This is a genomic window from Haloferax denitrificans ATCC 35960 (genome assembly GCF_000337795.1).
In the GTDB taxonomy this organism is placed as follows: Archaea; Halobacteriota; Halobacteria; order Halobacteriales; family Haloferacaceae; genus Haloferax; species Haloferax denitrificans.
Genome location: NZ_AOLP01000009.1, coordinates 54,015 through 77,567 on the forward strand (window position 1 = coordinate 54,015; position 23,553 = coordinate 77,567).

Genomic DNA, 23,553 nt, shown 5'->3' on the forward strand with positions numbered 1-23,553 from the left:
GCGCCCTTCACAGGCTAATCGCCGCGAACAGGAGCGCCAGCGCGCCGAACACCAGAAGCATGAAGCCGCGTTCGAGGTCGTCGCCGTCGAGTTCGTCGTCCGGCGGGTCCTCGCGGGTCGGGTCGAGGACGAACTCCGGGTCGTCGGAGCGGGCGACCCGGCGGGCGGCCGCGGCGCTCTTGAGCAGTCGGCCGCCGAGGGCGAAACAGCTCAGCCCCACGACGATGGCGACCAGCGAAATCGGACTGACGTTCACCATCGCTCCGGGAACTCGGTCATCGGTGTGTCGCCGCGACGGTCGAGGCGGTCGCGGCGGTCGCGGTGGTCATCCCGGTCGCCGCGCCGGTCGGTGTCGTCATCGGTCGGCTCGCATCGGTCACTCGTCGTCGTAGACCGCGTCGGGGTCGAAGACGCGCTCGCCGACGTGCTCGCCCTCGACGGTGCGGTAGAAACACGACCGGTGGCCGGTGTGGCACGCGCCGACGTTCTGGTCGACGAGGTACAGCAGGGTGTCGGCGTCGCAGTCGACGCGGACCTCCCGAATCTCCTGTGTGTGGCCGCTCGAAGCGCCCTTCTCCCAGAGTTCGTCGCGGCTCCGCGAGTAGTAGTGCGCCCGGCCCGTCTCGATGGTCCGGTCGAGCGCCTCCGGCGAGACGTACGCCAGCATGAGCACCTCTCCGGAGTCGGCGTCCTGCGCCACGGCGGGGACGAGGCCGTCCTCGCCGAAGTCGACATCGACGGTCATGATTCGGGCCACGCGGTGGCGGGGGTTATCTCTTGTGCGTCGCCGCGGGGAAGGCGCGCCCGCCCGGCGCTCCGCGGCGGCTCAGACGATACCGAGCGCGCCGAGGACGCCGAAGAGGACGTCGCCGTAGACGAACGCGACGACGAGGCCGACGAACATCGGGACGAGAAACGGGATGCCCGGCGAAATCCACACCGACTCGCGGGACGTCACGAGGTCCAGTCCGCCGCGGAGTTTCTCCGGCGACGTGCCGTAGGCGGTTCCCTCGATGCTGTCGAGGAACCGGGCCGCGCCCCACGGGTCGTCGGACGACGCGTCAGGCTCGGCTTCGCGGCCGTCGTCTCCGGGAGCGTCTCCGCCGGCGGCGTCCACGGTCTCGCCGTCGCCGTCGAAGTCGGCCGACGTGCCGCCGTCGGTGGCCGCGCGGTGAACCGCGCCGTCGGTCGGGTCGAACGTCTCGTCGATGCTCGCGGGGTCGCGGAGGGCCTCGGGGTCCGCCAGCAGGTCCGCGAACGTGAGGCCGCGCCAGCGGAGGTACATCCGGAGCGCGTCGAGGTCGAGGCCGTTCCGCGTGACGCCCTCGGGCGACTCGAACAGGCGGCCGTGGGCCGTCGAGAGCGACGCCACGGAGACGCGGCGGCCGACGAACGAGATGGGGAACTCGAACTCGCCGTCGGCGAGGTTCCGGACGGCGAGGAAAAGCGGGTACGCGAGGCCGACGATGACCGTGTTCGTGAGAACCGTCATCGAGAACACGCCGAGGCGGGTGGCGGCGAGCGGGAACTCCGTCCCGGCGAGCGTGTAGCTTGGGAACGTCGGGAGCAGGACGGCGAACACCATGAGCGCCTTCGCGTCCGCGCCGCCGAAGCCGCCGAGCCGCCAGAACAGGTACGAAAGCGGGACGACGAGACAGACGCTCACGCCGACGCGAATCAGGTAGAGTCGGTCGAAGACGGTCTCGGGCGGGAGGTGGCCGACCAGTTCCCACGCGAGCAGGACGAGACCCAGCGCGGCCAGCGGATACCAGACGACGTTGGGGACGCGGCGCGTGCGAACGTCGCGTACCGCGGTCCACGCGAGGACGGGGAGCACCGCCAACCGCAGGAGGTCGGGGAGCGTGCCGATACCGAACATACCCGCAGACTGGGGGCAGGGGAGTTAGGTGTTCGGGACGGGTATCAATCCTGAAACCGACCCCGACGACGGGTCAGAACGCCGCGAGTTCGACGAACGCGACGAGTCGAATCGAAAGCGAGAACAGCGCCATCGCGGCCGCGGGAACCCACACCGACGCCGAGCGGTGGTAGCCGAAGGCGGCGATCCCGAACGCGAGCGCCCGCAGGACGTGCTCAATACCGCCGGGAACGTCGGCGAAGGCGGTTCCGAGCGCGACCACGCCGAGCAGTCCGAAGGCGAAGACGGGAGCGAGCACCGGCCGCGAGAGCGGTCGAAGCGACCGCTCGACCGCGCTTCGATACGTCACGCCGGCGGCGACGCAACCGCAGACGGCGGCGACGAGGAGGAGGGAAACGATGGTGACCCGCCACGGTTTCGGAAAGACGACGAGCGTGAAGGCGGCGTCGCGAAGCACCGAGCGAAAGAGCGTCGCGAGCGCGGCCGTCGCGGCGACCGCGCGAGCGGGCGAGAGGCCGACCCGCGACGAGACGAGGTCGAACACGACCGCGACGAGGAGTCCGAACCCGAGCCCCGCGAGCGCCACGTCTTCGGCGACCTGAACTGCCGCCGTTACGACCGACGCCTCGGGGTGGTACGTCCACCCGACGAGCGCGGCGAACGAGGCGTCGAAGCCGACCGCGAGGAGGGCGCTCGCGGCGACGACGGCGAGCCCCGGCGCGAGGGCCGTCGCCAGCGCGTCGGCGATTCGGGAGCGCTCGGGGAGACCGAACGGGAGCGAAACGCCGCGATAGTGCGCGTAGACGAGCGTCGGAACCGCGAGTCCGGCGACGTTCGGCGACGAGAGCGCGCCGACTACCGGGACGCCGAGGAGCCTGAGTGCCACCCAGTAGCTGACCGCGCTCGCCACCGTGAGACAGGCGAGAAACAGTCCGATTCGGCCGAGTTCGGTCGCTTCGGTCGGGAGGGGTAGGTCGGCGCGGAGCCCGCGGGCGGCGGTCGTGAACCTCGACACGAGAAAAGCGACTGCATCGCGGGACAAATCGCTGTCGGCCTCGCGGTTCGCGGGGCGGACAAACGGCGTACCCGCGGGTCACGGGTCGGCGCGTCGAAAGAAATGTGCGGGTGGGCGCCTCAGATGACGCGGTTCTGGAGGTAGTCGAGGTGCTTCGCGTTGTAGACGATCTTGACCTCGTCCTCGATGGGCGAACCGATGCAGGTGAGACGGACGTTCTTGTCGTTGACCTCCTCGTCGGAGAGGATCTGCTGCATGTCCATGTCGATTTCGCCCTCTTTCAGAATGGCCGCGCAGTTCGCACAGGCACCTGCGCGACAGCTGAAGGGCCAGTCGTAGCCCTGAGCCTCGGCGGCTTCCAGGATGTACTCGCCCTGGTTGACTTCCATCTCACCGTAGTCTTCAGCGTCGAGACCGGCGTCAGCCGCCTCTTCGAAGAGGTCGTCGTCGTCGAGGTCCCAGCCGTTGTCGTCGAGAACTTCGTAGTTGAGGTAGGTTACCGTGGGCATCGACAGAGGATTCGAAGGCCACCCCATTAGACTTTGCTGTTCCGTGCGCCGAATTCGATTCGCACCGCGGCGATGGCCGCCCGTTTGTTTCATTGTTGACCGTGATGGTTTCGGATCGGCCGACGCGGCGGGCGAGCGCGTCAGATAATGTCAGCCGAGAACAACGCGTACGACGCGATGGCCGAAAGCGAGGGCGTGAGCATCCAGAAGAAGATGACGCGACCGGTCGTGCCGGGGTCGAACAGGTCCTGTGCGGAGAGTTCGTCCGGCGCTTCCTCGCCCATCTTCGGGACCTCGTCCTCTCGCTCGGCGGCGAGCGCGTTGACAGACACCTTCGGGGCCTCGCCGCCGCTCAGGGCCTCGCCGATGGTGACGGTGCGGGTCGCCCGGCCCCAGCCGAGGCCGACGATGCACATCGTCGCGCTCACGGCGAGGCTGGCGGGGATGCCGATGGCCGACAGGAAGGAGATGAGCGACGCGCTCACCGTCTCGACGATGAGCGCCGCGAGGATGGGCAGTTGCGTGAGGTCGTTGCCGACGGTGTCGAGCGTCCGGCGGGCGATGGTGAACGCGCCGAGGCCGATCGCGCCGCCGGCGATGAGGATGCCCGTGTTCATTTCGAGCGCGCCGTTGCCGACGAGCGGGGCGACCGCGTTGGCGACGTTCGACGCGCCCGCGGAGAACGCCATGTAACAGGCGACGACGACGACGAGGACGGTGCTTCCGAACTCGCGGTAGGTCGTGTTCGGTCCGAGTCGCGGCCGCGGAACGCCGCCGTTTCGGTCGAGCGCGACCAGCGCGCCGGGACTCCGGTCGAGTTTGAGCCACGCGTCGAGATAGGGGTAGACGTACCGCCCGATGACCGCGCAGACCCAGAAGGCGATGACGGGCGCGACGATCCACCACGAGATGATTTCGAGCATCACGCCGGCGTCGAGCGACCCGTGGGCGAGGCCGAGACCCGCGATGGCCCCGACCGCCGTCATCGACGTGGAGGCGGGGACGCCGAAGGTGTTGGAGACCAACAGCGCGAGGCCGACGAAAAAGAGGACGGCGACGCTCGCCGCGAGAGTGAACTCGTTTTGCGGGACGATTTCGCCGCCCATCTTGGCGACGACCTCCCTCCCGAGGGTCCACCCGCCGAGGAGCGCGAACCCGGTCATCAGGGCCGCGGCGGCGAGTTTCCCGAGCACGTCGCTCCCGACCGCGGGGCCGAAGGCGACCCCCGTGGACGAGCCGCCGATGTTGAACCCGACGAACACTGCCACCAGGAGACCGACGAAGAGGAGTGCTTCTACCACGCAGTCACCTACTGGCGCGGGAATAAAAGGAACGGCGGTCGGTCGCCGGTCGGTCGCCGGTCGGTTCGCCGACGCGGCGACCGGGAACGACTCGCCCGAGGCGGGCGCGCTCAGTTCGACGCGGCGCGAATCGCCTGGTCGAGGTCGTCGATGATGTCGTCGACGTCCTCGATGCCGACCGACAGGCGGACCATGTCGGGCGTGACGCCCGCGGCGGCCTGCTCGTCTTCGGTGAGTTGCTGGTGGGTCGTCGACGACGGGTGGATGACGAGCGTCTTCGCGTCGCCGACGTTGGCGAGGAGCGACGCGAGTTCGACGTTGTTGACGGTGCCCTTGGCGGCCTCGTAGCCGTCGGTGAGGCCGAAGGTAATCATGCCGCCGTAGCCGCCGTCGAGGTACTTCGAGGCCTCCTCGTGGGTCTCGTGGGATTCGAGGCCGGGGTAGTTCACCCACGACACCTTCTCGTGGTCGTCTAAGAACTCCGCGACGGCCTGCGCGTTCTCGCAGTGGGCGCGCATCCGAAGCGGGAGCGATTCGAGCTTTTCGAGCGTCTGCCACGCGTCGAACGGCGACTGGGCGTTGCCGAGGTCGCGCAGGCCGCGGGCGATGGCGGCGTAGGTGAAGCCGGCGGGGCCGAACGTCTCGTCGAAGTTGACGCCGTGGTACGCCGGGTTCGGCTTGGCGATTTCGGGGTAGTCGTCGGCGTACTCGTCCCACGGGAAGGTGCCGCCGTCGACGAGGATGCCGCCGATGGTCGTGCCGGCCCCGTGAATCCACTTCGTCGTGGACTGCCAGACGAGGTCCGCGCCGTGTTCGATGGGGTTGCAGAGGTAGGGCGTGGCGAACGTGTTGTCCACGAAAAGCGGGGTTCCGTGGTCGTGGGCGACCTCGGCGATGGCCTCGATGTCGGGCGTCACGAGCGCCGGGTTGCCGATGGTTTCGAGGTGGACGAACGCGGTGTCGTCGTCGATGGCCTCCTCGTAGGCGTCCACGTCGAGGGTGTCGACGAACCGGGTCGTGACGCCGCGGCGCTCGACGGTGTGGGTGAGGTAGGTGTAGGTCCCGCCGTACAGCGACGACGCGGAGACGATGTTGTCGCCGGCCGAGGCGAGCAGGAAGGTGGCGAGGTCGAACGCGGCCATCCCGGACGAGGTGGCGACCGCGCCCACGCCGCCTTCGAGCGAGGCGAGGCGCTCCTGCAACATCCCGACGGTCGGGTTCATCAGCCGCGAGTAGATGTGCCCCGGCTTTTCGAGGGCGAACTGCGCGGCCGCGTCGGCGGCGTCCTCGAAGACGTACGAGGTGGTCTGGTACAGCGGCGGGGCGCGCGCGCCCGTCGCTGAATCGGGGCTCTGTCCGGCGTGGAGGCTCCGCGTGTGGAAGCCCGGTCTGTCGTCGTCGCTCATACCCGAACGTCGAATCGAACGGGCGTAAATCGCGGTGGCGGTCGCAATTCCCGCCGGCTTCTGCGACGCGGTAGCGTCCCTCGTGTGAAATCCCCGAAAACCGAGGGGCCGCGCACGACTCGCCCGCGTCTCAGCGCGAGAACAGCGAGGAGTGGACCGGGGCGAAGTCCTCGTCCTCGTCGGATTCGCCGCCGTCGGGCGCGGTGTCGGTCACGGCGCGACCCGCGACGCCCTCGTCGACGAAGTCGCCGAGCGGCGGCCCGACCTTCTCGGGTTCGACGAGGAAGGCGTCGTGGCCGTGGTCGGACTCGACGACGTGGTGGGCGACCGGCACGTCGACGCGGCGGAACGCGCCCGCCAGCGACTCCGACTGCTCGGTCGTGAAGTGCCAGTCGCCGGTAAAGGAGACGAGGAGCGATTCGCCCTCGAAGGCGGCGAGCGCGGCCGCGTCGGACTCGTAGCCCTCCGAGAGGTCGAAGTCGTCCATGGCGCGCGTGAGGTACAGGTACGCGTTGGCGTCGAAGCGCTCGGCGAACTTCTCGGCCTGATAGTCGAGGTAGGACTCCACCTCGCGGTACGGGAAGAAGGACGCCGCGGGGTCCGAGGGGAAGGCGTCGCCGCGGTCGCCGCGGCCCGCGGAGCGCCGGCCGAACTTGCGCTCCATCGAGTCCTTCGAGAGATACATCAGGTGGCCGAGTTGGCGGGCGAGGCCGAGGCCCGCGTCGGGCGAGGGGCGCTCTTCGCCGTAGTAGTCGCCGCCGTTCCAGTTCGGGTCCGAGGTGATGGCGCGGCGGGCGACGGCGTCGATGCCGAGACACTGCGAGTCGAGGCGGGCCGCCGAGGCGACGACCGCGAGGCGCTCCACGTCGTCGGGGAACTGCACGGCCCAGTCGAGGGCGTTCATGCCGCCGACGGAGCCGCCGACGACGGCGTGCAGGCGACCGACGCCGAGGTGGTCGAGCAGGCGGCGCTGGGCGCGGGTCCAGTCGTGGACGGTGACCGGCGGGAAGTCCGTCCCCCACGGCTCGCCGTCCGGACCCTCACTCGCCGGGCCGCTCGTTCCGTAACACGACCCCGGGACGTTCACGCAGATGACGTAGTAGTCGTTCGTGTCGAGCGCCTTGCCCGGCCCGACGATGTCGCCCCACCACGCGCGGGCCTGCCCGGAGACGCCCGAATCGGTGCCGTGGCCGGCGACGTGCTGGCTCCCGGTGAGACCGTGGCAGACGAGGACCGCGTTCTGCCCGTCGAACTCGCCGTAGGCCTCGTAGGCGACTTTCAGGTCGGGCAGTATCTCGCCCGACTCGAACTCGTGTTCCCCGATATCGATGATATCGGATTCGACCCGGCGACCGGGCGTGGTTCGTGTGCGGCTCATGTATCCTCCGAGTCCCCGTCGGCCTGCTGACCCAAGGCGTGTTCGATTGCCCGGTCGAGGTCGGCGATGATGTCGTCGGCGTCCTCGATGCCGACCGACAGCCGGAGCATGTCGGGCGCGACGCCCGCGGCGCGCTGTTCGTCCATCGAGAGCTGGGCGTGCGTGGTCGACGCGGGGTGGATGAGAAGCGACTTCGCGTCGCCGATGTTGGCGAGGAAGCTCACGAGGTCGACCGACTCGCAGACGGTTTTTGCGGCCCCGTAGGCCGCCTCGTCGTCCTCGCCGTCGAGGCCGAAGGTGACCATGCCGGCGTAGCCGCCCTGCAGGTACTCCGAGGCGAGGTCGTGTGTCTCGTGGTCCTCGAAGCCGGGGTAGGTGACCCACGCGACCCCGTCGCGGTCGCGGAGGAACTCGGCGACCTGCCGGGCGTTCTCGCAGTGGGCGCGCATCCGGAGCGCGAGCGTCTCGACGCCCTGCAAGGTCTGCCACGCGTCGAACGGCGACTGGCAACTACCGGTGCTCCTGACGGCGCGCTGGCGGACCGCCTCGGCGAAGGCGCGCTCGCCGAACCGCTCGACGAAGTCGACGCCGAACGCGGGGTTCTCCCCCGAGAGTTCGTCGTAGTCGGCCGCGTCCCACGGGAAGGTACCGCCGTCGACGACGACGCCGCCGACGGTCGTGCCGGAGCCGTGGAGCCACTTCGTCGTCGACTCCCAGACGATGTCCGCGCCGTGTTCGATGGGGCGGCAGAGCGCGGGCGTGGCGAACGTGTTGTCCACGACCAGCGGGACGCGGTGCTCGTGGGCGACCTCGGCGACGGCCTCGAAGTCCGGCGTCTTCAGCGAGGGGTTCGCAACCGTCTCGACGTGGACGAAGGCGGTGTCGTCGTCGATGGCTTCCTCGTAGGCCTCGATGTCGAGCGTCTCGACGGTTCGGGATTCGATGCCGCGCCTGACGGCGGTCTTCGAGAAGTACGAGGCCGTGCCGCCGTACATGTCCTCCGAGAGCACGACGTTGTCGCCGACGGACGCGAGGACGGTCGTGAGCGCGTCGAGCGCGCCCATGCCCGAGGCGGTGGCGACCGCGTCGACGCCCGATTCGAGGGCGGCGAGGCGGCGTTCGAGGATGCGGGTCGTCGGGTTGGAGATGCGGGAGTAGACGTCGCCGTCGGCTTCGAGGGCGTACAGGTCCGCGGCGTGGTCCGCGTCGTCGAAGACGTACGACGTGGTCTGATAGAGCGGCGGGGCGCGGGCCCCTGTCGCCGGGTCCGGGTCCTGTCCGGCGTGGAGGCCGAGCGTGCGGAAGCCTCGATTCATGTATCAGGTGCATAATCTTGGACGGAGGAATAACCGTCAGTTACGGCAAGCGTTGCCCGTGGTTTGAGGTGGCGACGCAACGACGGTTCGGGCGACTGGCATCGTCGCGGCCCGTCACGCCATCTATCCACCGCCACCCCGGAGCGTTTACCCGCCGTCCGGCCGACACCCGAACCAATGAGCGACGCCGACGTCGACGCCGAGTCGAACCCCTATCTCCGCGACCCGCCGACCGAGTTCGAACCCGCCGAGTCGCTCTCGCGCGAGGCGGCCGAGGAGCAGGCCGCGCTCCTCCGCGAGGCCGTCCGCGAGCACGACCACCGCTACTACGTCGAGGCCGACCCGCTCGTCTCCGACGCGGCCTACGACGCGCTGTTCTCCCGGCTCGTCGCGCTCGAAGGCGCGTTCGACCTCGACACGACGAACAGCCCGACGAACCGCGTCGGCGGCGAGCCCATCGACGCGCTGGAGACGGTCGAACACGTCGCGCCCATGCTCTCTATCGACCAGAGCACCGAGGCCGCCGACCTCCGGGAGTTCGACGAGCGCGTCCGCCGCGAGGTCGGCGCAGTCGACTACGTCTGCGAACCCAAGTTCGACGGCCTCTCGGTCGAAGTCGTCTACGAGGGCGGCGAGTTCGTCCGCGCGGCCACCCGCGGCGACGGCCGGCGCGGCGACGACGTGAGCGCGCAGGTGAAGACGATTCCGACCGTCCCGCTGTCGCTCCGCGGCGACCACCCCGAGCGACTCGCCGTCCGCGGCGAGGTGTACATGCCGAAGTCCGACTTCAGCGACCTCAACGCCCGGCGCGTCGAGGCCGGCGAGGACGCCTTCGCCAACCCCCGGAACGCGGCCGCCGGGACGCTCCGCAACCTCGACCCCTCGGTCGTCGCCGACCGCCCGCTCGCGGTGTTCTTCTACGACATCCTCGACGCGAGCGCGCGGCCCGACAGCCAGTGGGCGGCCCTCGACCGCCTGCGCGACTGGGGCCTCCGCGTCGCCGACCGCATCGAGCGCGCCGAGGACGTGGACGGGGCCATCGACTACCGCGACCGGATGCAGGCGGCCCGCGACGACCTCGACTACGAAATCGACGGGACGGTCATCAAGGTGGACTCGCGGGACGCCCGCGAGCAGTTGGGCGAAAAGAGCCGCTCGGTCCGCTGGGCGTTCGCCTACAAGTTCCCCGCGCGCCACGAGGTGACGACCGTCCGCGACATCGTCGTGCAGGTCGGGCGGACGGGTCGGCTCACGCCGGTCGCCATCCTCGACCCCGTGGACGTGGGCGGCGTCACCGTCTCGCGGGCGACGCTCCACAACCCCGACGAGATAGCCGCCCTCGGCGTCGCGGTCGGCGACCGCGTCCGCGTCAAGCGCGCCGGCGACGTGATTCCGCAGGTGGTCGAAGTCACCGAAGACGGCGGCGGGAGCTACGAGTTCCCCGACGAATGCCCCGTCTGCGGGAGCGCGGTGGACCGCGACGGCCCGCTGGCGTTCTGTTCGGGCGGGCTGTCGTGTCCGGCCCAGCGGGAGGCCTCCATCGGCCACTTCGCGGTCAAGGGCGCGATGGACATCGACGGTCTCGGCGAAGAGCGCGTCGCCCAACTCGTCGACGCGGGCCTCGTCGAGACCGTCGCCGACCTCTACGACCTGACGGCCGACGACCTCGCCGAGTTGGAGGGATGGGGCGAGACGAGCGCCGAGAACCTCGTGGCCGCCGTCGAGAACGCCAAGCATCCCTCTCTCGACTCGTTTCTCGTCGGCCTGAGCATCCCCGAAGTGGGCGAGGCGACCGCCCGCGGCCTCGCCCGCGAGTTCGGGGCAATCGAGGCGTTCCCCATCGAGGCCGACGCCGAGGGCGACGAGTTCGACGCGTTCGAAGAACGCCTGACGACGGTGCCCGACGTGGGCGAGACGGTGGCGCGTCGCGTCCGCGACTTCTTCGAGAACGAGGACAACCGCGCCGTGATTCGCGCCCTCCTCGACCGCGGGGTCGACCCCGAAGCCGTCGAGTCCGGCGGCGACGAACTCGACGGCCTGACGTTCGTCGTGACCGGGGCGCTCGCCGCGAGCCGGGGCGACGTGAAAGAGCTCGTCGAATCGCACGGCGGCAACGTCACCGGCTCGGTCTCGGGCAACACCGACTACCTCGTCGTCGGCGACAAGCCCGGGCAGTCGAAGCGCGACGACGCCGAGGCGAACGACGTGCCGACGCTCGCGGAAGCCGAGTTCGAGGCCCTGCTCGCCGAACGCGGCGTGGCGTACCCGCCGGAATAGAACAGTCGGAAGTCGGCGTCGCCGAGGCGGTCGCGCCGGCGACCGACTCAGGGTCAGTACGTCGGCCTCAGAGGTCAGCCTTCTCGAACGCCCAGTAGCCGAGGAGCGGCGGGACGACAATCCACGCGAGGAGGATGGCGAGGATGAACGGCCCGCTGAAGTAGAACGGAAGCGACTCCGAGAACGCCGACTGAACGGTGAGTCGCTCGGCGAGACCGGCCTTGAACAGGCGGGCGGCGACCGCGGGGCCGTACAGTTCCGCGACCAGCGTCTCGTAGGCCCGAAGCGGGTTCAGGTACTTGATGAACAGTCTCATCTGGACGATTTGCGGCGCGGTCAGCGCGGTGAGACCGAGCTGTTCGACGACCCAGTTGACGAGCCGCGGGACGCCCGTGGCGACCGTCGACCAGAGGACGGCGAAGATGAAGTACAGCCCGACGGTGCCGAACAGCGCCTGCCGCTGGGAGGCAGAGGTCGCCGAGAGCCAGACGCCGATGGAGACGAACGCCGCGGCGAGGAGTCCCGAGAGGGCCACCTGCCCGGCGTAGGAGACGAACATGACCTGCCCGCCGGTGAACAGCATCGCAAAGAGGGCGACGACGAAGCCGACGAGCATCGAGACGAGGACGACGAGCGTGCGGCCGACGAGCTTTCCGAACACCACGTCGCGCCGGGAGTTCGGAAGCGACAGCAGGAGCTTGATGGTGCCCGACTCGCGCTCGTCGATGAGCGAGCCGTGGGCCGTCACGAGCGCGATGAGCGCGAGGACGAACCCGAGCATGCCCGCGTACGAGAAGTTGAACAGCCCGCCCGGCGCGGTAGTGAGGCCGAACAGCGTCTCGGAGTTCGCGCCCGAGCCGGAGAGCAAGACGCCGTAGAACAGCGCCGTCGACCCGCCGATGAGGAGGGCGAAAAACAGCGTCAGACCGAGGAGCCACCGCGACCGGAGGGCGTCGCGGAAGTCCTTGCGCGCGACCGATTCGAGCGTCACGCCGCCACCTCCGATTCGTCGGCCGGGTCGTCGCCCTCGGTGTACGCGAGGAAGATATCTTCGAGCGACGCCGAGTCGGTCTCGAAGTCGGCGACGGTCGCGCCGCCGACCTCGACCGCCTCGATGACGCGGGTCTTGGCGTCGTCGGTACAGCCCACGACGAGGCGGTCGCCGTCGGTTTCGACCGACGAGACGCCGTCGAGCGCGCGGACCGCGTCGAGGTCGGCGTCGCCGTCGACGTCGATGCGGAGAGTCGCCTCGGCGTCGACGCGGTCGCGGAGGCCCTCGATGGTGTCCTCGGCGATGAGCCGGCCGTCGCGCATGATGCCGACGCGGTCGCAGACCGCTTCGACCTGCGCGAGGACGTGGCTGGAGAAGAACACCGTCGCGCCGCGGTCGGCCTCGGCGCGGACGATGTCGCGCATCTCGCGCGCGCCGGCGGGGTCGAGACCCGAGGAGGGCTCGTCGAGGACGAGGAGGTCGGGACTGCCGGCGAGCGCCATGGCGAGCGCGAGGCGCTGGGACATCCCCTTGGAGTAGCCGCCGGCGCGGCGGTCCGCCTCGTCGGGGGCTAAGCCGACGCGGGAGAGCAGTTCGTCGGGGTCGTCGTCGGCTTCCTTGGACTCGATGGCGAACTCGACGTGTTCGCGCCCGGTGAGTCGGTCGTACACCTCGTAGCCCTCGGGGAGCACGCCGGTCCGACGCCGGACGGCCACGCTCTCGGCCTGCGCGTCGTGTCCGAGCACGCGGACGGACCCGCCCGTCGGGCGCACGAAGTCGAGAAGCATGTTGATTGTCGTCGATTTTCCGGCACCGTTGGGACCGAGGAACCCGAAGACCTCCCCCTCAGCGACGGAAAACGAGAGGTCGTCGACGGCGGTGACGGTGTCGGGTTCGGACGACGGGAGGAGGGAATCGAACAGTCCCTCGTCGTCTTCGAACCGTTTCGTCACCCCGTTCAGTTCGATGGCGGCCATGGGCGGGCCTGCGTCGCACTGCCTTAAAGTGTTTTAGGTGCGAAAATCACGGGCGATAACATTCCGGAGAGGACTCGACGGTCGCCGGGCGCTCACCTCGCCGCGGTCGGGCGGTCCGGTCCCCTCGTCGGCTCAGACCTCGTCGTCGGGCTCGTGGGAGTCTGCCATCTTCGTCGCCTCCGCCGCGTACCGCTCCCGGAGGTCGTCGTCGGTCACGGGTTCGAGGTTCTCCGTCGGCGCGTCGATGGCGGCGGTCACGGTCATCCGGCGCTGGTGCATCACGGCCGCGGCGAGCTCCTTCCGGAGCTCGTGCTCGCCGTCGGGCGTCGCGTAGATGAGGATGATGAGGTCCCGGTCGTCGTAGGACCGCTCGACCAACCAGAGCCGCGTCGTGTCGTCGTCGCTCATGGGCCGTGGTTCGGTCGGGGTTCCCTTACGCGTGCCGGCATCGAATCGCGGAGCGTGCCGCGGCGTCCCCGCCGTTTATTCGCGCCGCGAGCGTACGGTTCCGGCATGTTGGAGACGTTGCTCGGCGACGACGTGGAGTCGTCCGGTCGGTACCTCCCCGAACTCATCTACGGCGCGAACGACGGCATCGTCACGACGTTCGCCGTCGTCGCCGGCGTCGCGGGCGCGTCTTTGAGCCCGGGCATCGTCATCGTCCTCGGGTTCGCCAACCTCTTCGCCGACGGCTTCTCGATGGGGATGAGCAACTACCTCGCCGAGCGCTCGGAGGAGGACTACCACGACGCTCGCGGTGAAAGCCACGCCCGGACGGACGGAAAGACGCCCGTCAGGACCGCCGCCGCGACGTTCGCCGCCTTCATCGTCGCGGGATGGGCACCGCTGTTTCCGTACGTGTTCCGGGTCGAGCCGCTGTTTCCCGTCTCCATCGCCGTCACCGCCGCGGCGTTCTTCGCCGTCGGCGCGAGTCGGAGCCTCGTGACGAACCGCTCGTGGCTCGCTAACGGCGTCGAGATGTTCGTCGTCGGAATGGCGGCCGCCACGGTCGCCTACGCGGTCGGGAACCTCCTCGCCGGCGTCGCCTGACGCGGACGCGCGTCCGAGTCACGTCAGGCAGACCGGCTCCCGGACAGTTCCTCGACCTCGGTGGCGAGCGACGACAGCGCCCGCGTGCTCTCGTCGGTCGCGGTGACGATGCTGTCGACCGCGCCCTCGGTCTCGACGGTCCGGTCGCGCACGTCCTCGATGGTCGCGGTCAGTTCCTCGACCGCCTCGGCCTGCTCGTCGGTCGCGCGGGAGACCTCGGCGACGCCGTCGGCGGCGGTGTCGATGGAGGCGGCGATTTCCTCGAACGCCGACAGCATCTCGGAGATGCGCTCGTCGGCGTGCTCGATGCGGTCGTTGGACTCCGTCGCCGCGTGGACCGCCTCGCCGGTCTGCGACTGGATGTCCTCTATCTGCGTGGTGATGTCCTCGGTGTGCTGGCGCGTCTCGTCGGCAAGCGACTTGACCTCCTCCGCGACGACGGCGAAGCCGTCGCCGTCCTCGCCGGCGCGGGCGGCCTCGATGTTCGCGTTGAGCGCGAGCAGGTTCGTCTGTTCGGCCACCTCGGAGATGACCTCCACGACCGCCTCGATGTCGTCCATGCGGCCGCCGAGTTCGGTCACGCGCTCGACGAGTTCGTCGCCCATCGTGACGACGCTCTCCGTGGCCTCGCGCGCCTCGCTGTTGGCCTCGCGGCCCTCGGCGGTCGCCTCGCGCGCCTCCGAGGCCGCCGTGTCGACCTCGTCTGCGGTCGCGGCGACCTCCTCCATCGTCGCGCTGAACTGTTGCATCTGGGTCGCGCCCTCGTCGAGGAGGTCGCGCTGTTCCTCGACGTTCTCGACGATTGCGTCGGCCGCCGACGCCGCCCGCGTGACCGCCGCGGTCGCCGTCTCCGTCTCGTCTTCGACGTTCGACGCCAGCGTCGAGAGGTTCCGCGCCGTCTCGTTGACCGCGTCGACGACGAGATACAGCTGGTCGTCGACGGTGCCGCGCTCCGCTATCGTCGCCCGCGCGTCGAGGTTGCCCCGGCTCAGTTGGGTCAGCGTCGACTCGACCTCGGAGACGAGCGCGGCGACCTCGCGGTGGCGCTCGACCTCCGCCGTCCGGTTGCGGACGGTCTGGAGGACGCCGACGAGCTCGTCGCCCTCGTAGAGCGGCATCGCCGTGTGCCGGGCGTGGCAGTCGTCGCCGTTCGCGTCCGCGAACGTCTCTTCTGCGGCGTAGAGCAGGCGGTCTGAGTCGTCGAGTTCCACGCCGTCGAGCGACGCGGCGTCGCGGGGGTTGTCGAGGACCTGCCCCGCGAGCACGCGGGCCGCGGCGTTTCCGTAGAAGGTCTCACCGAGGTCGCGGCGGCCGAGCGCGGCGTCGGCGGGCGTGCCGGTCAGCGACTCGACGCCCGAGTTCCACGCCGCGATGCGGCCCTGTTCGTCGAGGACGAACGCCGGAAGCCCGACGCCGTCGAGCAGTACGTCGTCGTCGACGTTCAGGTCCGGCGCGTCGGTGGCGGAGCCGGCGACGATTCCGCCGTCCGGTACCGGGGCCTGCGAACCGAACCACGAGCGGACGCGAGAGAGTATACCAAGTGACATTAGAGGCCACGTTTCAGAGCATCACAGGAGTATCTTTCGAGTGTATTATCAAAACAGATAATTGAGGGACTGCGAGGCGGCGACGCGCCCGACGCGTCAGCCTCAAGCCTCTCGCGCGGTAAGCCACCCCAGATGGACCCTGCCGCGGTCAGCGAACGAGCCAGCGCACTTCCGGCGGACCCCGGCGTGTACCAGTTCGTCGCCGGTGACGCGGTGCTCTACGTCGGCAAGGCGGTCGACATCCGCGCGCGGGTTCGGTCGTACGCGGACCCCCGCTCGGAGCGCATCTCCCGGATGGTCGCCCGCGCGGAGCACATCGACTTCGCCGTTACCGACACTGAGACGCAGGCGCTCCTCCTCGAAGCCAACCTCATCAAGCGCCACCAGCCGCGCTACAACGTCCGCCTGAAAGACGACAAGTCCTACCCGCTGGTCCAGCTGACGGCCCACGCGGTCCCGCGGGTCGAGGTCACCCGCGACCCCGAGGACTCGGCGACCGTCTTCGGGCCGTACACCGACAAGGGCCGCGTCGAGACGGTCGTGAAGGCGGTTCGGGAGACCTACGGCCTCCGCGGCTGTTCGGACCACAAGTACGCGAACCGCTCGCGGCCGTGTCTCGACTACGAGATGGGCCTGTGTACGGCCCCCTGTACCGGCGAAATATCGGAGCGCGACTACCGCGAGGACGTCGAGTCGGCGGTCCGCTTCTTCGAGGGCGAGACGGGCGTCCTCGCCGACCCGCTCCGCCGGGAGATGGAAGCCGCCGCGCAGGACGAGGAGTTCGAGCGCGCCGCCAACCTCCGCGACCGGCTGGAGGCCGTCGAATCGTTCCACGGCGCGGGCGAAGACGCCGTCTCGTCGCAGTCCGACGAGCGCGCCATCGACGTGCTCGGCGTCTCGCTCCGCGGCGACTCGGCGACGGTCGCCAGACTCCACGCCGAGCGCGGCCAGCTGGTCGACCGGACCCGACACCACCTCGACGCCCCGGAGGGCGAAGACCGCACGGCCGCCGTCCTCTCGGCGTTCCTCGCGCAGTTCTACGCCGAGCGCGACCTCCCCGACGCGGTCGTCCTCTCGGAGCGCCCCGACGACGAGGACGTGGTGGCGTGGCTCGAAGCCGAGGGCGTGGGCGTGCGCGTCCCCGGCGCGGGCCGCGAGGCGAAACTGGTCGAACTCGCGCTGAAGAACGCCCGCCGGCGCGCCGGCCGCGACGACGGTCTCGCCACGCTCGCCCGCGAACTCGACCTCGACGTGCGCCGCGTCGCCCGCATCGAGGGCTTCGACGTGAGCCACGCGCAGGGCAAGGCCGTCGTCGGCAGCGACGTCTGCTTCGTCGAGGGGAGCGCCGAGACCGCGGACTACCGCCGGCGGCGACTCCCCGAGCGCAACGACGACTACGCGAACATGCGCGAACTCGTCCGCTGGCGAGCGACCCGCGCGCTGGAGGGCCGCGACGACCGCCCGGACCCCGACCTGCTCCTCATCGACGGCGGCAAAGGGCAGTTGAACGCCGCGCTCGACGCCCTCGACGAGACCGGGTGGGACGTGCCCGCCGTCGGCATCGCCAAGGACCGCGAACTGGTCGTCACGCCCGACCGGACGTTCGACTGGCCGGACGACGCGCCGCACCTGCACGTCCTCCAGCGCGTCCGCGACGAGGCCCACCGCTTCGCCGTCCAGTACCACCAGACGCTCCGCGACGAGGTGAAGACCGTCCTCGACGACGTGCCCGGGGTAGGTCCGAAGACGCGACGGGCGTTGCTGACGCGGTTCGGGAGCGTCGAGGGGGTGCGCGAGGCGTCGGTCGAGGACTTGACCGACGTGCCCGGCGTCGGCGAGAAGACGGCCGCGGAGCTGAAACGGCGGCTCTGAAGCGGCGGCTGTGACGGGGCTTACGCCTCGAACGCCGGCGAGCGAACCACGAGCACCGCGGCGACGACCACCCACGGAACGACGGCGACTGCGCCGACGGCGGTCGGGCCGAGTAACGACGGCGCGCCGGCCGTCGCAAAGAGAGTCCCGAGGCCCGCGAAGGCGTTGAACATCCCGTGGCCGAGCGCCGCGGGCCACACCGAGTCGGCGCGGAGCGCGACCCACGCGAGGAAGACACCGACCGCCGTCGTCATCCAGACCATCGCCAGAAAGCCGGTCCACGGCGCGCCGGGGTAGCCGAAGCCGTAGTTGTAGCCGAGCGCGATGAGCGGCCAGTGCCACGCGCCCCAGACGACGCCCAAGAGGAGGACGGCCCGGCGGGGACCGAGCGGGAGGAGCTTCTGCAGGAGGTACGCCCGCCAGCCCAACTCCTCGCCGAAGGCGAAGGCGGTGTTCACCGTCGCGCCGAGGACGAGCGCCTGCGCGACCTGTGCGACCAAGACGAGTTCGAGCGACGTGCCCGCCGGGAGCACCCCGCGGAGCGCCGTCGCGTCGGGGTCGAAATACGCCGGAAAGAGCGCGAAAAACAGCGCCGCGCCGACGGCGATGAACAGGCCGGGGACGAGCCACGCGAGGAGGTAGGTGCCGAGGTTCGACCGGAGCGCGGGGCGAATCCGCAGGTCGGCCCATCCCTCGCCGGTGACGAGCCGGGTGACGACGTTCGCGACCGACGGCGAGAACATGTAGCACGTGCTGACGAGCACGAGCCAAAGCGGGAGTCCGAATGCGACCGACGGCGAGTTCGTCAGGCCGCCGGTGAGAGACACGACGAGCGCGGTCGCGCCCGCGAGGCCGAAGGCGACGAGGAGGAAGACGAAGACGCGGCGGGACTCGAACGACTCGGCGCGCGCGTCCGGGTCCGTCCGACCGCCCCCAACTGTAGACATACGAGAACTATCGACCGGCGACGAGATAACGGTTGACGCCGCGGAGACACGCGTGTCGGCGGGAGGGGTCGCCGAACCGCAAAAAGTCGGTGTGTCGAGAACCGGACCGAGTTACGCGATTTTGTTGTACTGGTCGCGGAGCTTCTCGGCCGCGTCGTCCATGAGGTCGGCCTCGTAGTCGTCGAGGTCCCACTCGACGACCTCCTCGATGCCGTTCGAGCCGAGCTTGACGGGGACGCCGAAGGCGGTGTCCTCGTAGCCGAACTCGCCGTCGAGGACGAGCGAGCCGGGGAGCACTTCGCCGGTGTCGTGCAGGACGGCCTCGACCATGTGAGCGACGCCGGTCGCCGGACCCCACTGGGTCGCGCCCTTGCGCTCGATGACGTCCATGGCGGACTCCTGAAGGTCGCCGAGAATCTCCTCTTTCTCGTCGGCGGAGAAGGCGGGGTCGTTGCCGTCGACGCGGACCTTCGAGAAGACCGGCACCTGCGCGTCGCCGTGCTCGCCGAGGATGGTCGCGTCGACGTTCTTGACGGGCACGTCGAAGCGCTGGCTCAGCACGTAGCGGAAGCGGGCGGAGTCGAGGCGGCCGCCGAAGCCGATGACTTTGTGGCGGTCGCGGTCGCCCGTCTCGTAGAGGTGGCGGTTGAGCAGGTCCACGGGGTTCGACGTGGTGATGGAGACGAAGTCGTCGTTGTGCTCCGCGAGCGAGGAGCCGATGTCGTCCATGATGGGGGCGTTGTCGCCCGCGAGGTCGATACGGGTCTGTCCCGGCTGGCGCGGGATGCCCGCCGTGATGACGACCACGTCGGAGCCGGCGGTGTCCTCGTAGCCGCCCTGCGTCACGACCGTGTTGGAGTCGTAGGCGATGCCGTGGTTCGTGTCCGCCGCCTGTCCGACCGTCTTGTCTTCCATCTTCGGGATGTCGACGAACACGAGTTCGTCACAGACATCGCGAAGCGCGAGGTTGTACCCAGCCGCGGCACCGACCGTGCCGGCCGCACCAATCACGCTAACTTTCGTCATGCCACATTAACGACGCTGTGGATTCCGAGTAAACGTTTCGGAACGGGCACCGTCGCGCGGTCTGTCGATTTCGCATTCGTCAGTCGTCGAATTTCGGGCGACTGCGCCGGGGTGCCGTCGGCGGCGAGAGCCGGTGAGACCGCCGGTGACGGAATCGACCGAGCGACGCCGTGGGGTTTTTCGACGCACGTCGCGTCCACACCCACATGAGCGACTTCGACAAGGAAGCAGAGCGCCAGCGACTTCGGGAGAAGTACGAGCGAGACGAGACGAAGCGACGGTCGACCCAACGGATGAGCGAGTTGCTCCTCAAGGGCGCGACGATGACGAACAAGCACTGCGACAACTGCGGCGACCCGCTGTTCCGCTACGAGGGGCAGGTGTTCTGTCCGACCTGTCAGGCCGAGGGACAGGCCGCGGCGAACGCCGACCAAGACGCGGAGCGGGCCGCCGAGGCGGCCGTCGAAGCCGACGCCAACGAGGGCGAGGGCGAGGCCGCGTCCGGCGGGGCGACCGCGTCCGCAGAGAGCGTCGATGCGGCGGCCGGTTCTGCGACCGCCAACGCCGAAACAGCGGGAACTGAGCGACCGCAGGCCGGAGCGCGACAGCCCGAGCAGGCCGGAGGAAACCGCGTCGCCGACGAGGCGCGCCGCGACACTGCCGGCTCGAACGGGCGGGTCCCGTCGGCGACACAGTCCCGAACCGCGGGCGAGCAGGGGACGACCGAGCGACGCGCGCCCCGCGAGGTCGCCGGCGACGTGACCGCCGCGCGCGAGTCGCTCGTGCGGACGCTGACGTGGGCCGCCGAGCGCGCCGAGGCGACCGACGACCCGCGGCGGGCGACGGAGTTCCTGACCGCCGCGCGCGAGGCCGCCGAGGCCATCTCGGCGCTCGACCGATAACCGACCGACGCGTCGTCGCGTCCTCGCGTCGGCCGTCGCTCCCGGCGGTAGAACTTACCGCCCCGCGGACCCTCTGTTTCGTATGGACGTACTCATCCCCATCGACGGTACCGACGCCAGCAAGCGCGCGCTCGACTTCGCCATCGAGATGGTCGTCGGGATGGGCGGGAGCCTCCACGTCGTCCACTACACGAACAACCAGACCGACGCGACGGAGGCCATCCTCGACGACGCGCGCGGCAGGCTCGAAGCGAGCGATGTCGGCGGCGAACCGGAACTCTCGACCCTCACGGTCGACGTGTGGACCGCCGACCGCGTCGGCGAGGAGATTCTCGACACCGTCGAGCGCGGCGGCTTCGACCACGTCGTCATGGGCCACCACGAAGACGGCATCGTCGAGCGAACCGTCTTCGGGAGCGCCGCCGAGACGGTGCTTCGGGCCGAGGCCGTTCCGGTGACCATCGTTCCCTGACGCGCTCCGGGCGGTGACCGCGGCTCAGCGGTACTCCGAGCCGACGACCTCGCGGATTCGTTCCGCGGTGACTTGGCCGACGCCGCGGACCTCTCTGAGGTCGTCCTCGTTTGCGGTCATGACCGCCTCGACGCTCCCGAACGCTTCGAGCAGGGTCCGCGCCGTGACCGGGCCGATGTCGGCGATGGCGGAGACGACGTACTCCTGTTGCTCGTCGAGCGTCTTCGCGCTCTTGCCGCCGTGGACGCTCACGGTGCGCTCGCGGTCCGTCTGCTCGCGGGTGGCGATGGTCGCCAGCATCTCCGCGGTGTCGTCTTCGTCCTCGGTGAAAAGCACGCTCACGTTGAAGTCGACCGCGACCGACGACAGCGCCCCGCGAATCGCGCCGGGGTGGATGTTGCGCTCCTCGTAGAGGCCGCGCCCCTCGATGACGAGAAGCGGCCGGGCGTAGTGGCGCGTGAGGTCTGCGACCTGCTCGAATATCGAGCGGTCGCCGCCCGTGAGCGTGTCGAGGAAGTCCGAGACGCTCTTTCGCTCGACCGCGACGCGGTCCGAGAGGACGTAGTCGCCGACCGCGAGCGTCTCCAGTCGGGTCGTCAGGTCCTCGCGCTTCGAGAGGGTGCGGGCGATGTTGGAGTCGAGTTCGCGCTGGTCGACGACGATTTCGACGGTCTCCTCGTCGTCGGTTCCCGCCGCGGCGACGGTGGCCGGGTCGTCCGCCTCGTCGCGCTCGGGGGAATCGCCGTCGCTGTCGTCGCGGTCGTCGCCCTCATCGCCCTTATCGCCCCCGTCGCCGTCGTCCGCCCGCGCCAACTCCTCGTCCGAGGGACCGAAGTCGGCGAGGCCGGACTGCCCGTCGGGGTCGGTCGCGGCGGCGGCCGCGGTCTCTCCGTTCGAGGCGGACGACCCGGCGGCCGACGCCTCGTTCGCACCGCCCTCGCTCGCGGCGTCAACCCCCTCGTTTCCGGTGGAACTCCCCGCGTCACCGGCGGAATTCCCGTCGTCTCCGGCGAACGCCGAGAGGTCGCGCTGGGAGGGGTCGAGTTCGGCTTCGAGGTCGTCGGCCGCGCCCTTGAGGTCCCGAAGCTCGTTTTGCATCGTCTTCTCGCGGCGGCGCGATATCCAGAAGTACGCCTCGTCGCGAGTGTCCTCGGCGAGGAGGACGACCACGCGGCCGTCGGCCTGCCGGCCGGTCCGGCCCTTCCGCTGGATGGACCGAATGGCCGTCGGCACGGGTTCGAAAAAGAGCACGAGGTCGACCTCGGGCACGTCGAGGCCCTCTTCCGCGACGGACGTCGAGACCAGCACCTCGAACTCGCCGTTTCGGAACTTGTCGAGGGTCTCCTGCTGTTCGTTCTGGGTCATCCCGTCGGAGCCCTCGCGGTCGCCCTGTCCGACGAACCGCCGGACCGAGAAGCTCTCCGAGAGGAACTCCGTGAGCGCCTCGGCCGTGTCGCGGGACTCGGTGAAGACGATGACGCGCTCGCCGTTCTGGATGCCGAGCGTCTCCGCGAGGAGGATGCGCGTCTTCCTGAACTTCGGGTGGAGGCCGTCGAACGACTCGGCTTTCCGCATCGCCTCGCGGACCTTCGGCTCGGCGACGAGTCGCTGGCTCGCCTTCGACGCGCCCGACGACCGGGCGGCGTTGCGCTGGCGCTCGAAGTACCGCCGGACCGACTCGACCGACTGGGTCTCGACGAGTTCGACCGCCCGGCGGAGCTTCATCACCTCCGCGTGCGTGGACATCCCCTTGTAGCCCTCCGACTTGTCGGCGTTCATCAGCCGCTGGAGCTCCGCGCGCATCCGGTTGAGCTTCTTCTGGGAGATATCGGGCTTCGTCGACTTGGTGACGCCCAACTGCTTGAGCTTCTCCAGCCGGTCGGTGATGACCTCGTTGAGGGCGTCGCGTATCTCCAGAATCTCGTCGGGGAGCTGGATGCGGTTCCACTCGACGTCCGTGTCGTGGGTGTACTCCGACACGTCGGCGTCCTCCTCGGTCATCACCTCCACGTCGACGATACCGAGGTTCTCACAGACTTCGAGGATGGCCTCCTCGTCGCCGCCGGGCGAGGCGCTCATCCCCGTGACGAGCGGGTCTTCGGCGTCGGCGTGGTAGCGCTCGGCGATGTAGACGTAGGCGTAGTCGCCGCTGGCGCGATGACACTCGTCGAAGGTGAGGTGCGTCACGTCCCGAAGCGAGATGCGGTTGCCGATGAGGTCGTTTTCGATGACCTGCGGCGTGGCGATGACGATTTGGGCGTCCTCCCAGAGCGCGGCCCGGTCGTCGGGCCGAACGTCGCCGGTGAAGACGACGATTTCGTCGTCCGGGACGGTCAGCGCCTCGCGGTAGAAGTCGGCGTGCTGTTGGACGAGCGGCTTCGTCGGCGCGAGAAACAGCGACTTCCCGCCCACGTCGTAGAGCCGCTGGGCCGTGACGAGCAGGCTGACGGTCGTCTTCCCGAGACCGGTGGGGAGACAGACCAGCGTGTGGCCGTTGCGCGCGGTACCGGCGAGGCGAATCTGATAGAGCCGCCGCTCGATGAACGACGGCGCGAGTAGCGGGTGGTCCACGTACGCAACGTCCTCAGAGGCCGACATCGGTGACGATTGCTCGCCCTCGCCGATAAGGGTTCGCAGAGCAGGGTGAAACTAAAGGAGTCCGCCGGAAGCGACCGCGGCGGTCGTTAC

21 protein-coding genes are annotated in these 23,553 nt (G+C 69.6%); 5 read left to right on the top strand and 16 right to left on the bottom strand.

Features of this window, described 5'->3' with window-relative positions:
- Positions 1–7 precede the first annotated feature (7 nt).
- The 9 genes from C438_RS07360 to C438_RS07400 all read right to left on the bottom strand — a co-directional run bounded on the left by C438_RS07360 (position 8) and on the right by C438_RS07400 (position 8,804).
- Entirely contained in the window at positions 8–259 is a 252-nt protein-coding gene (locus tag C438_RS07360; protein ID WP_004968717.1) for a hypothetical protein, read from the bottom strand.
- Between the two features lie 117 nt (positions 260–376).
- Positions 377–745 (bottom strand): phosphoribosyl-AMP cyclohydrolase, encoded by a 369-nt coding sequence (hisI, locus tag C438_RS07365; RefSeq protein WP_004065947.1) that lies wholly within the window; start codon positions 743–745, stop codon positions 377–379.
- Between the two features lie 81 nt (positions 746–826).
- Complete coding sequence (locus C438_RS07370) at positions 827–1,879, bottom strand: A24 family peptidase (protein ID WP_004968718.1); 1,053 nt, start codon at positions 1,877–1,879, stop codon at positions 827–829.
- 73 nt (positions 1,880–1,952) lie between these two features.
- Entirely contained in the window at positions 1,953–2,894 is a 942-nt protein-coding gene (locus C438_RS07375; RefSeq protein WP_004968719.1) for a hypothetical protein, read from the bottom strand.
- A gap of 119 nt (positions 2,895–3,013) precedes the next feature.
- Positions 3,014–3,403 carry a ferredoxin Fer gene (gene fer, locus C438_RS07380; RefSeq protein ID WP_004968720.1) on the bottom strand — a complete coding sequence of 130 codons (390 nt, stop codon included), beginning with the start codon at positions 3,401–3,403 and terminating at the stop codon, positions 3,014–3,016.
- 140 nt (positions 3,404–3,543) lie between these two features.
- Positions 3,544–4,665 carry an inorganic phosphate transporter gene (locus tag C438_RS07385; RefSeq protein WP_188423619.1) on the bottom strand — a complete coding sequence of 374 codons (1,122 nt, stop codon included), beginning with the start codon at positions 4,663–4,665 and terminating at the stop codon, positions 3,544–3,546.
- Between the two features lie 149 nt (positions 4,666–4,814).
- Entirely contained in the window at positions 4,815–6,110 is a 1,296-nt protein-coding gene (locus tag C438_RS07390; RefSeq protein WP_004968722.1) for an O-acetylhomoserine aminocarboxypropyltransferase/cysteine synthase family protein, read from the bottom strand.
- A gap of 130 nt (positions 6,111–6,240) precedes the next feature.
- Positions 6,241–7,488: a homoserine O-acetyltransferase MetX gene (metX, locus tag C438_RS07395; RefSeq protein ID WP_004968723.1), complete on the bottom strand. Its 1,248-nt coding sequence runs from the start codon at positions 7,486–7,488 to the stop codon at positions 6,241–6,243.
- Complete coding sequence (locus tag C438_RS07400; protein WP_004968724.1) at positions 7,485–8,804, bottom strand: O-acetylhomoserine aminocarboxypropyltransferase/cysteine synthase family protein; 1,320 nt, start codon at positions 8,802–8,804, stop codon at positions 7,485–7,487. Before C438_RS07400 ends, metX begins: the two co-directional genes overlap by 4 nt.
- 177 nt (positions 8,805–8,981) lie before the next feature.
- On the opposite strand from C438_RS07400, the gene ligA reads away from it, so the two are divergent.
- Positions 8,982–11,081 carry an NAD-dependent DNA ligase LigA gene (gene ligA / locus C438_RS07405; RefSeq protein WP_004968725.1) on the top strand — a complete coding sequence of 700 codons (2,100 nt, stop codon included), beginning with the start codon at positions 8,982–8,984 and terminating at the stop codon, positions 11,079–11,081.
- Between the two features lie 67 nt (positions 11,082–11,148).
- Here ligA and C438_RS07410 read toward each other — a convergent pair whose 3' ends face one another.
- The 3 genes from C438_RS07410 to C438_RS07420 form a co-directional block, all read right to left on the bottom strand.
- Positions 11,149–12,072 carry an ABC transporter permease gene (locus C438_RS07410; RefSeq protein WP_004968726.1) on the bottom strand — a complete coding sequence of 308 codons (924 nt, stop codon included), beginning with the start codon at positions 12,070–12,072 and terminating at the stop codon, positions 11,149–11,151.
- Positions 12,069–13,049, bottom strand: a complete 981-nt coding sequence (locus C438_RS07415) for an ABC transporter ATP-binding protein (RefSeq protein ID WP_004968727.1) — start codon at positions 13,047–13,049, stop codon at positions 12,069–12,071. The genes C438_RS07410 and C438_RS07415 overlap by 4 nt, the downstream gene beginning before the upstream one ends.
- A gap of 132 nt (positions 13,050–13,181) precedes the next feature.
- Positions 13,182–13,457, bottom strand: a complete 276-nt coding sequence (locus C438_RS07420) for a hypothetical protein (protein WP_004968728.1) — start codon at positions 13,455–13,457, stop codon at positions 13,182–13,184.
- Positions 13,458–13,562: 105 nt separating this feature from the next.
- Between C438_RS07420 and C438_RS07425 the strand changes: the two genes are divergently transcribed.
- The gene (locus C438_RS07425; protein WP_004968729.1) at positions 13,563–14,099 is read left to right on the top strand and encodes a VIT1/CCC1 transporter family protein; all 537 of its coding nucleotides are present in this window, start codon (positions 13,563–13,565) and stop codon (positions 14,097–14,099) included.
- A gap of 23 nt (positions 14,100–14,122) precedes the next feature.
- On the opposite strand, the gene C438_RS07430 is transcribed toward C438_RS07425, so the two are convergent.
- Entirely contained in the window at positions 14,123–15,646 is a 1,524-nt protein-coding gene (locus tag C438_RS07430) for a methyl-accepting chemotaxis protein (RefSeq protein WP_004968730.1), read from the bottom strand.
- 132 nt (positions 15,647–15,778) lie between these two features.
- Between C438_RS07430 and C438_RS07435 the strand changes: the two genes are divergently transcribed.
- Positions 15,779–17,518: an excinuclease ABC subunit C gene (locus C438_RS07435; protein ID WP_004968731.1), complete on the top strand. Its 1,740-nt coding sequence runs from the start codon at positions 15,779–15,781 to the stop codon at positions 17,516–17,518.
- Between the two features lie 20 nt (positions 17,519–17,538).
- Here C438_RS07435 and C438_RS07440 read toward each other — a convergent pair whose 3' ends face one another.
- Together C438_RS07440 and mdh are read right to left on the bottom strand one after the other, a co-directional pair.
- Positions 17,539–18,465, bottom strand: a complete 927-nt coding sequence (locus tag C438_RS07440) for a CPBP family intramembrane glutamic endopeptidase (protein ID WP_004968732.1) — start codon at positions 18,463–18,465, stop codon at positions 17,539–17,541.
- A 111-nt stretch (positions 18,466–18,576) separates the two neighbouring features.
- A complete protein-coding gene (gene mdh, locus C438_RS07445; protein WP_049917861.1) occupies positions 18,577–19,491 on the bottom strand; it encodes a malate dehydrogenase in 915 nt (304 codons plus the stop codon).
- Between the two features lie 206 nt (positions 19,492–19,697).
- On the opposite strand from mdh, the gene C438_RS07450 reads away from it, so the two are divergent.
- Both C438_RS07450 and C438_RS07455 read left to right on the top strand, forming a co-directional pair.
- Positions 19,698–20,393, top strand: coding sequence for an Sjogren's syndrome/scleroderma autoantigen 1 family protein (locus C438_RS07450; RefSeq protein ID WP_004968734.1), 696 nt, complete (start codon positions 19,698–19,700; stop codon positions 20,391–20,393).
- Positions 20,394–20,475: 82 nt separating this feature from the next.
- Positions 20,476–20,865, top strand: coding sequence for a universal stress protein (locus C438_RS07455; RefSeq protein ID WP_004968735.1), 390 nt, complete (start codon positions 20,476–20,478; stop codon positions 20,863–20,865).
- A 24-nt stretch (positions 20,866–20,889) separates the two neighbouring features.
- On the opposite strand, the gene C438_RS07460 is transcribed toward C438_RS07455, so the two are convergent.
- Positions 20,890–23,463: a DEAD/DEAH box helicase gene (locus C438_RS07460; protein WP_004968736.1), complete on the bottom strand. Its 2,574-nt coding sequence runs from the start codon at positions 23,461–23,463 to the stop codon at positions 20,890–20,892.
- Positions 23,464–23,553 lie beyond the last annotated feature (90 nt).